The sequence below is a fragment of the Vibrio sp. 10N.247.310.24 genome (assembly GCF_041467175.1).
GTDB lineage: Bacteria > Pseudomonadota > Gammaproteobacteria > Enterobacterales > Vibrionaceae > Vibrio > Vibrio tasmaniensis_A.
Map to the genome: position 1 here is coordinate 1 of NZ_JBFSUD010000119.1, position 9,845 is coordinate 9,845.

The following is a 9,845-nucleotide window of genomic DNA, read 5'->3' on the forward strand; positions in this document are numbered from 1 at the left end:
ACAGATTGATAGGTTTAAATTGTTAAAGAGCTTCACTTGTTGAGCGTTCCTTTTAGTAAGGAGCCTCTCTAAGTGGACGGCCATTCTAGCGAATTGGGTTCCAGTGTCAAACACTTTTCCCAGCTAATTTTTCAAAGCATCTTAAATGCTTAATGTCGTCTCGTTACTTAGTTCAAACCGCTTGGTTATCCCTAGCAACGGAGGCGTATTATAGAGAGAATCCCCCTTTGCACAAGACCAAAAACGGAAAAAAATCGCCACAGGCGATCGTTCGGACACTATTCGCACAAAACGTTCAAAATAGGTACGATTACGTCTTAATTTCGACTAATCGTACCTATCGTTCTTACCTTTATTATTGGTGAGCTATAATTCGGTCGTTATTCACTAATAGCTGCACTTTCTTATCCGGATTGATTTTCCCTGCAAGTATCGCTTTCGCTAATGGGTTCTCTACTGTTTGTTGAATTGCTCTTTTAAGAGGCCTTGCACCATATACAGGGTCAAAACCAACTTGAGAGATTAGCTTGAGCGCTTTTTCTGAAACTTCGAGTTCATAACCATTGTCTTCCATTCGCTTTTTCAAATGATCAAGCTGAATAGCGGCAATTGACTCGATGTGCTCTTGGCCTAATGGATGAAACACGACACTTTCATCAACTCGATTCAAAAACTCAGGTCGGAAATGTTTACCCACCACTTCCATAACCTCATTTTTAATCCCTTGGTAATCCAATGTATTAAAGTTCTCTTGAATACGAGTTGAACCTAAGTTCGATGTCATGATTACCACGGTATTTCTAAAATCAACCGTACGACCTTGTCCGTCAGTTAATCGCCCATCATCTAAAACTTGCAATAGAATATTGAAAACATCTGCGTGAGCTTTCTCTACCTCATCAAGCAGAATGACAGAATAAGGTTTTCGACGAACAGCTTCGGTTAAGTACCCACCTTCTTCATAACCCACATAACCAGGGGGAGCACCAACTAAACGAGCAACAGAGTGTTTTTCCATAAACTCAGACATATCGATACGAACCATCGCATCTTCACTATCGAACATAAAGTTAGCTAATGTTTTACACAGTTCCGTTTTACCTACACCTGTTGGCCCTAAGAACAAGAACGAACCAATCGGCTTATTCGGATCAGACAAACCAGCACGGCTACGACGAATCGCATTCGATACCACTTCGACCGCTTCCGCTTGACCGATAACCCGCTTATGCAGAACACCTTCCATTTTCAGAAGCTTCTCCTTTTCTGCTTCTAGCATTTTAGAAACAGGAATACCGGTTTGCTTTGAAAGGACATCGGCGATCTCAGCGTCGGTCACCTTATTACGTAATAAGGTCATTTCTTGCATTTCAGCTTGAGTCGCGAGATCTAACTGCTTCTCCAATTCTGGGATTCGACCATATTGCAATTCAGACATACGGTTAAGGTCACCAGCGCGTCGTGCAAAATCCATATCCATTCGAGCTTGTTCTAGCTCTGATTTAATATGTTGCGTACCAGACAGCGCCGCTTTTTCAGCGTTCCACACTTCTTCAAGCTCTGCGAAATCGCGTTCTTTCTCAGAAAGTTCGCTTTGTAACGTACGAAGCCTCTTTTCACTGGCCTCATCATTTTCATTCATCAGAGCTTGCTGTTCGATCTTCAATTGAATGATTTTGCGCTCTAACTTATCCAATGACTCGGGCTTTGAATCTATCTGCATTCGAATACTCGAAGCCGCTTCATCAATGAGATCAATCGCCTTATCTGGTAACTGACGATCTGAAACATATCGGTGAGATAGCGTTGCCGCCGCTACGATAGCAGGATCGGTAATTTCTACATGATGGTGGAGTTCATAGCGCTCTTTCAAACCACGAAGAATCGCTACCGTGTCTTCAACGGTGGGTTCATCCACGATCACTTTTTGGAATCGACGCTCCAAAGCCGGGTCTTTCTCTATATATTGTCGGTATTCATCGAGCGTTGTTGCGCCGACACAATGCAGTTCACCACGAGCTAATGCTGGTTTCAGCATGTTACCCGCATCCATAGAGCCTTCGCCTTTACCTGCGCCGACCATCGTATGAATTTCATCGATAAAGAGAATGACATTGCCTTCTTCTTTCGATAATTCATTAAGCACTGATTTTAGACGCTCTTCGAATTCACCACGATATTTAGCACCCGCAACTAATGAGCCCATGTCTAATGAAAGCACTCGTCGGCCTCTTAAGCCTTCAGGCACTTCATTATTGATAATACGCTGAGCCAAACCTTCGACAATCGCAGTTTTACCTACACCGGGTTGACCGATAATGACAGGGTTGTTCTTAGTACGACGTTGAAGGACTTGAATCGTGCGACGAATTTCATCATCACGACCAATCACAGGATCTAGCTTGCCTTGCTCTGCTCGCTCGGTCAGATCAATGGTGAACTTCTCTAAAGCTTGGCGTCTATCTTCCGCATTCGGGTCATCAACCTTTTGACCACCACGAACTTGCTCGATAGCTTGAGATAGTTTTTGCTCAGTAAGGCCTAACTCTTTAAGTAAGTTACCTAGAGGTCCTTTGTCTTCTATTGCAGCGAGTAGGAATACTTCTGAAGATATATAACTGTCTTGACGCTTTTGCGCGACCTTGTCACATAGGTTGAATAGCGTTCCCATTGCGTTAGAAAGCTGAACATCACCACCGATACCGCTGACTTTTGGGACTCTGTCTAATATTTCGCTCAATTTAGAACGCAATTGAACAACGTCAATATTCAGCATAGTGAGCAATGGACGAATCGCACTGCCATCTTGATTAAGCAAAGACACCATTAGGTGTACAGGTTCTATATATTGGTGATCACGACCTAATGCGAGCGACTGAGCATCAGATATCGCAATTTGGAATTTACTAGTGAATCGATCGAGACGCATGCCAACCTTCCTACTCTTAGATATGTTTATCTTATGGTTAGAAGATGGATACGGTAACGCAGATTTTCAAGGGATAAGGATGAAGAATAGAGCTGATATGAAAATATAAATGAACTGGATGAGTGGTTATGCTAGTCAGAGATTACTCTAACCAAATAAATGTTGCCTGACGCCCAGTAATACCATCACGACGATAAGAATAGAAAGCATCTGAATCTGCGTATGTACATAGATTCGAATCTGTCACCGAAGTCACGCCAACTTTTATTAATCGTTGAGTCGCAAGTTGAGACATGTTTGCTAACCACTTGCCGGGTTCAGATTTAGCTTTAAATGCTAATTTCGCTTGAGGGTCAAAACGAACAAAAGCGTCCAACACATCGTTGCCAACCTCAAACGCATCTTTACCAATAGCAGGGCCAAGCCAAGCAATGATCTGATTATCTGAATCTAGGTTTGAAAACTTTGCTACGGCATTTTCAAGAATGCCACCAGCAAGACCACGCCAACCGGCATGAACGGCAGCAACTTGAGTGCCTTTGGTATCGGTAAGGATGACCGGTAAGCAATCAGCTGTCATCGCAGAACACACAATCCCCTTTGCAGTGGTAAATGCACCATCCGCATCAAGCACATTCGCCACAGGTTCTAAAACCGTAATGACATCCGTTGAGTGAGTTTGATTTAGCCATACTGGAGCCGTGGGCATCTTAGATTGTTGCTTTAGCCATGTTCGATTACTTTCAACAAGTAAAGCATCATCCCCAACATGCATACCAAGGTTTAACCCTTGATAAGCACCTGTAGAACAACCATCAAAACGAGTCGAAGCAAATGCTTTCACGTTTTTTGGTGCATTCCAGTCAGGGATGATCATTGACACGATTAAATGTCGTCTTCTATGTTTTCGCGAGCATCAACACGCAACGCTTCAGCCATCACAACCATGTCATTTGGCACAGGTGCGTGGAACTCTACTTCTTCACCAGTAATCGGGTGAACAAACTTCAGCATAACCGCGTGTAGCGCTTGGCGATCAAAAGAACGAATCATTGTCGTTAGCTCTTCAGATGCACCTTTTGGAATACGTGCACGACCACCGTACGCAATATCACCTAACAACGGGTGCTGAAGGTATGACATGTGAACACGGATTTGGTGAGTACGACCCGTTTCTAGGCGCAGACGAATACGAGTATGTTCGCGGAAGTGCTCAGCAACACGGTAGTGAGTTACCGCAGGCTTACCCAGTTCATTAACGTCCATTAACGTACGCTTAGTTGCATGACGGCTAATGCCTTTCTCAACCACACCACCCGCGGTCATTTTACCAATAGCAATTGCTTCATATTCACGAGTAATACGACGTTTAGCAAGAGCTCGTACAAGGCGAGTTTGAGCTGGAACCGTTTTAGCCACAACCATAAGACCAGTTGTGTCTTTATCAAGACGGTGCACAATACCCGCACGAGGTACTTCAGCAATCTGAGGGTAATGGAAAAGCAATGCGTTTAGTATGGTTCCATCCGGCGTACCTGCACCTGGGTGTACAACCAGATCGCGAGGTTTATTGATAACCAATAAATCATCATCTTCATAGACAATGTCTAACGGAATATCTTGTGCTTCCCAGCGCTCTTCATCCGCAAGCTCTGCTTGTAAGATGATCGCTTCACCGCCCAAAACTATGGTGCGCGGTTTAGTGATAACTTCGCCATCCACTTGGATTTTGCCGTCAAGAAGCCACTCTTTAATACGAGAGCGAGAAAAATCGGTAAATAGTTCAGCGACAGCTTGGTCTAAACGTTGACCTAACTGGCTGCTTTTTACTGTGTCTGTTAATGTTATCTGCTGAGCCATATCGAACTTTTTTAAAAACCGTGAGACTAATACCCATTAGTATGGATAAAATAGAATAATTGCATCATTGTATCTGTTACTGGTTAGAAAGTAACGGAAGCTTACGAAATATTTAATTCAAGGAATCGACGCCTGACATGAAACACCTTACTTTAACGGGTCTATTAGCCGTATCACTCTTAGTTGGTTGTTCAAGTAGTGAAGAAATAGTACCGGATGTACCGCCATCGGTTCTTTACTCTGACGCCCAAGAATCACTGCAGAGTGGTAGCTGGCTTTCTGCAATCGAAAAGCTAGAAGCCTTAGACTCACGTTACCCATTCGGCGCCTATTCTGAACAAGTACAACTGGATCTGATTTACGCTTACTACAAAAATGATGACTTGGCGCTTGGCCTTGCGACTATTTCGCGATTCCTACGCTTAAACCCTACTCATGAAAAACAGGATTGGGTTCTTTACATGCGCGGTTTAACGCATATGGCACAAGACCGAAACTTCATGCATGATATTTTTAATATCGATCGTAGCGACCGAGACCCAGAACCTGTGAAACTTGCATTTGCTGATTTCAAACGACTGTTAGAACGTTTCCCAGCAAGCCCATACGCTGAAGATGCACAAAAACGCATGTTCGCACTGAAAAACCGCCTCGCGGAGTATGACTTAGCAACCGCTGATTTCTACCTGCGTCGTGAAGCTTGGATTGCAGCTATAAACAGAACACAAGAGTTGCAGAAGACTTACCCTGACACCATTGCTGCACGTAAGTCTTTAGACATTCAATTAGAAGCTTATGAACAACTAGGCTTAGAAGACGCAGTGTTACGAACAGAAAAGTTAATCGAGCTCAATCCACTGCCTTAGTCAGCGAATCACACTCGTCGTTAACTAAAACAATCACTTCAAAATCGCGCTAATTTGTTAGCGCGATTTTTTTTGAACTTCGTCTGGTAAACTTGATGAATGGCAACATAAGCAGTATCTTCAATAGATAACTTTTAACAAAACATCAACATGGAGTGTGGATGTGAGCAGGATGTTATTATTTATCTGGATCGGGTTATTTAGCCAACTTTCCAACGCATTAGAACTGTCCCCATTGAGCAATCAACCTTACATGGGAGACTTAGATGTACTCAAAACAAAAGGAACAGTGAGAGTATTGGTTTCGGCTGATCTGGGCTTTTACTACATAGAAGATGGCAAGCCAAAAGGTATTGTGGCAGAAATGCTCTACCACTTTGAGAAAAGTCTTCGTAAGAAGCACCCCTATCTCAACGTTCAAATCATCCCCGTGCAACGAGATGATCTACTCCCCTCGTTAGAATCTGGTTACGGTGATGTCGCTGTCGCCAACCTAACGATCACCGACAAGCGGTTAAGTGTCATCGATTTTTCCGATCCAATGATCAAAGATGGGAAAGAACTGATTATCACCGGAAAAAATTCTGCCCCTATCACCGAAATCAAGCAATTGAGTGGTCAAGAGGTCTGGATCCGAGCTAGCTCGAGTTACTTCGAGAGTGTTCAAAGAGTCAACAAAGAGCTTAACGCACTAGGTTTACCACCACTGCATGTCCACTTTATCGAAGAATCATTGCAAGACTACGAGCTGATAGAACTGGTTAATCAGGGTTATATACAAGGTACAGTTCTAGATAGCCACAAAGCTAAGCTCTGGCTCGATGTTATGGAAAACATTCAGGTACACACTGAGTTGCCGCTGCGTGAAAATGGTCAAATTGCTTGGGCACTGAGAAAAGACAGCCCTCAGCTAAAGAAAGAGATCAACAAATACGTAAAGACCGCACGAACAGGAACTCTACTTGGGAACGTTATCTATAATAAATACATCGACAACACTCGTTGGTTAGGACGAGCACTCAACCCTAATAAAGTAGACCGAGTGGCAAAACTGGCAGATGTCTTTGAAAAATATTCGAATGAATACGAATTCGACCCTTTGATGATGTCAGCTCAAGGTTTCCAAGAGTCTGGACTTGATCAAAGCAGGGTTTCTCACCGAGGCGCCATCGGTGTAATGCAGGTGTTGCCAAGTACCGCCAAAGACAAAAACGTCAATATAAAAAACATACATAAGGTGGATAACAACATCCATGCTGGTGTGAAATATATGCGCTTTATCAAAGACCGATATTTTGACGATCCAGCGATATCGCCTGACAATCAAATCTACTTCACTTTAGCTTCTTACAATGCAGGCCCCGCTAAGATAAGAAAGATGCGAAACATTGCTAAAAAGAAGGGTTATAACCCAAATATCTGGTTTAAAAACGTCGAAATCATCACTCGTAAGTACGTGAGTAAAGAACCCGTAACCTATGTCGCCAACATCAATCGTTACTTCGTCATTTACAAACAATTGCAAGCAATCAATGCCATCCGAGAGGACAGTACAGCGAGATTACTGAACACTAACGATTAACTTCCTCCTCAACATCAGAGCTTGAAGAACAAAGGTGTTAGATAAGGTTAAAAACATAAAAGCCGCATAAGAAAACTTATGCGGCTTTTGTTTATCTAATTCTGAAGAAGCTTACGTAGAGAGCTACATCATGATACCTATATCACAAAACACTATTGAGTAAATTTCAATCAAGCACTTTCTATAGGCTGTAGTCCGCCCCTAAAAACTGGTTTAATTTTTAGCGAAGCCTTGTCTCCAACTTATCGTTTTTCATAGGGATAACAAGTATTTTTCGACAAAAAGATATCAAGACTTGCGTGAGATCACATTTGATTTTAATGCTTATCCCACCCAACCAAAACAAGACCTAGATCACGTTCTTTATTCCTAAAAGTCGTAATCTGAAGTTAACCCATGAGGGATACAACAGAGGAAAACTTCTATGAAAATGAACATCACTGGTAAAAATATCGACATTACCTCTGCAATCCGTGATCACATAGAAAGCAAATTTAAGAAGCTGGATAAATGGCAAGTAGACATCATTGGCTGCCAAGCGAGCTTTAGCGAAGAACCAAATAAAAAGAAAAAATTTGAAGCCGTTCTAACGGTACCAAAAGGCCAACTTGTTGCTTCATCAATTCATGACGACCTCTACGTAGCTATTAACGAAGTAGAACAAAAACTAGAGCGTCAACTCAACAAGCTGCGCCATAAACCAGAAGCGCGCCGCGCTGAAAAGCCTGAAATCGAAGAGCTAGAAGCTGAAGTAGAATAAGGAAATATGACAGATTAAAAAATAGCGCCTCAGGGCGCTATTTTTTTGCTTGACGCTCGTAGCTCGCTTGCTTATTGTGTTTAAACATTCATAAAACAATCACTTTTTATGCACTCTCACTCTTTGTTTATTTTTGACTTCTTTTTTCTTCCGTAAATCGGAGGCTAAGTCGTTTTAGAAAAACAAGTCAAAAACGAACAAGAAGCCTCCCACACTAGGGGGGCTTTTTTATAAGGACACATTTATGACTGACCGAACAATTTCACTAGATGATATCCGCCTTCGTCTCAATGATTTAGACGACGAACTCCTAAAATTACTTTCAGAGCGTCGTAAGCTGAGTATCGAAGTCGCTAAAAGCAAGGTAGAAACATCAAAACCCGTTCGTGATGCAGTACGAGAGCAACAACTACTAGTCAAATTGATCAACAACGGAAAAGACAAGTACGAATTGGATGCTCAGTACATTACTAAGCTGTTTCACACCATCATCGAAGATTCCGTTTTACTGCAGCAGTCATACTTACAAAACCTAGCGAATCCGCAAAGCCGTAAACCACTAGCTCGCGTTGCATTCTTAGGTTCTAAGGGATCGTATTCTCACCTTGCGAGCCGTGAATACTTCAGCCGCAAGAATATGGAATTGATTGAGCTGAACTGTAATCACTTCAAAGAAGTCGCATCGACTGTAGAATCGGGCCATGCCGACTACGGTGTACTACCGATTGAAAATACCAGTTCAGGGTCAATTAACGAAGTCTACGATCTACTACAACACACAACGCTTTACATCGTTGGTGAACTTTCTCAACCGATTGAACATTGCCTTGTCGCGAAAAATGATATTCGTTTAGAAGACATTAAAACGCTCTATTCGCATCCACAACCTCATCAACAATGCAGTGAGTTTTTAAGCCGCCTTAAAGATGTCAGCCTTGAATCTTGTGCAAGCACAGCTGATGCTATGAAAAAGGTGAAAGATCTAGGCGGTGATGATGTGGCAGCGATTGGTAATGCATCGAGCGGCAAGCTTTATGGACTTCAACCAATCCAAGGCAACATTGCAAATCAAACTGAGAACCACACTCGTTTCATCGTGGTCGCTCGTAAGCCTGTTGAAGTATCGACTCAGATCCCAGCTAAGACGACGCTTATCATGTCAACTTCTCAAGAAGCCGGTTCTTTGGTTGAAACACTACTGATTCTGCAACGCTTAGGTATTAACATGACCAAGCTGGAATCTCGTCCTATCATGGGTAACCCTTGGGAAGAGATGTTCTATGTGGATTTAGAAGCACACTTAGATTCAGATAATATGCAGCAAGCGATAACGGAACTAACAGCCATAACTCGTCACCTAAAAGTGTTAGGTTGTTACCCAAGTGAGAACATTAAGGCTACTCAAGTTAAGTTGTCTTAACTTTTTATTATCTGTTCCCCCATTTTAACTGCTATAAGCTTTTCACTAATACAAGCATTTGGCCTACTGCAGGCCAAATGCTAAAAGAAAGTAACTAATGGAATAAAACTCGAACTAAGGAATACGCAAAGTCTGTATACTTAAAAATGAATTGGTTGTGTTACTGATTCTCACTCCTATCCACTTTAATCACTCCCACCGTACTTACTTAAACACTCATTACTGATAATTTAATCAGTAAATACAAAAACTTAAAACCCAAACAAAACTCTTCAAACACAATATAATCGATGGCAAGAACTCTCGAAATAACATAAACTTGCGCGCTAAAATTTATAAACCATGTTGTGAATAACCATGAAGCTAAGTACTAATACCAATTCCATTAAATTCATGATCTAATATAGACTCTGAAAGGAGCCTATATG

General features: G+C 42.2%; 7 protein-coding genes and 1 other annotated feature. Of the genes, 4 read left to right on the forward strand and 3 right to left on the reverse strand.

Annotated features, from left to right (window positions below; translation table 11 throughout):
• Positions 1-355: 355 nt before the first annotated feature.
• The 3 genes from clpB to rluD all read right to left on the reverse strand — a co-directional run bounded on the left by clpB (position 356) and on the right by rluD (position 4,789).
• Entirely contained in the window at positions 356-2,929 is a 2,574-nt protein-coding gene (gene clpB, locus AB6E08_RS21705; RefSeq protein ID WP_372064152.1) for an ATP-dependent chaperone ClpB, read from the reverse strand.
• 142 nt (positions 2,930-3,071) lie between these two features.
• On the reverse strand, positions 3,072-3,806 hold the full coding sequence (pgeF, locus tag AB6E08_RS21710) for a peptidoglycan editing factor PgeF (RefSeq protein WP_372064156.1): 735 nt from the start codon (positions 3,804-3,806) through the stop codon (positions 3,072-3,074).
• 8 nt (positions 3,807-3,814) lie between these two features.
• The gene (gene rluD, locus AB6E08_RS21715; RefSeq protein ID WP_009848467.1) at positions 3,815-4,789 is read right to left on the reverse strand and encodes a 23S rRNA pseudouridine(1911/1915/1917) synthase RluD; all 975 of its coding nucleotides are present in this window, start codon (positions 4,787-4,789) and stop codon (positions 3,815-3,817) included.
• 137 nt (positions 4,790-4,926) lie between these two features.
• On the opposite strand from rluD, the gene AB6E08_RS21720 reads away from it, so the two are divergent.
• The 4 genes from AB6E08_RS21720 (at position 4,927) to pheA (ending at position 9,417) form a co-directional block, all read left to right on the forward strand.
• Entirely contained in the window at positions 4,927-5,655 is a 729-nt protein-coding gene (locus AB6E08_RS21720) for an outer membrane protein assembly factor BamD (RefSeq protein ID WP_009848466.1), read from the forward strand.
• A gap of 157 nt (positions 5,656-5,812) precedes the next feature.
• Positions 5,813-7,237: a transporter substrate-binding domain-containing protein gene (locus tag AB6E08_RS21725; protein WP_017098365.1), complete on the forward strand. Its 1,425-nt coding sequence runs from the start codon at positions 5,813-5,815 to the stop codon at positions 7,235-7,237.
• 424 nt (positions 7,238-7,661) lie between these two features.
• Entirely contained in the window at positions 7,662-7,997 is a 336-nt protein-coding gene (gene hpf / locus AB6E08_RS21730; protein WP_004735034.1) for a ribosome hibernation-promoting factor, HPF/YfiA family, read from the forward strand.
• A gap of 110 nt (positions 7,998-8,107) precedes the next feature.
• Positions 8,108-8,229 (forward strand) — a sequence feature (Phe leader region).
• Positions 8,230-8,241: 12 nt separating this feature from the next.
• On the forward strand, positions 8,242-9,417 hold the full coding sequence (gene pheA, locus AB6E08_RS21735; protein WP_017098363.1) for a prephenate dehydratase: 1,176 nt from the start codon (positions 8,242-8,244) through the stop codon (positions 9,415-9,417).
• The last annotated feature ends 428 nt before the right edge of the window (positions 9,418-9,845 follow it).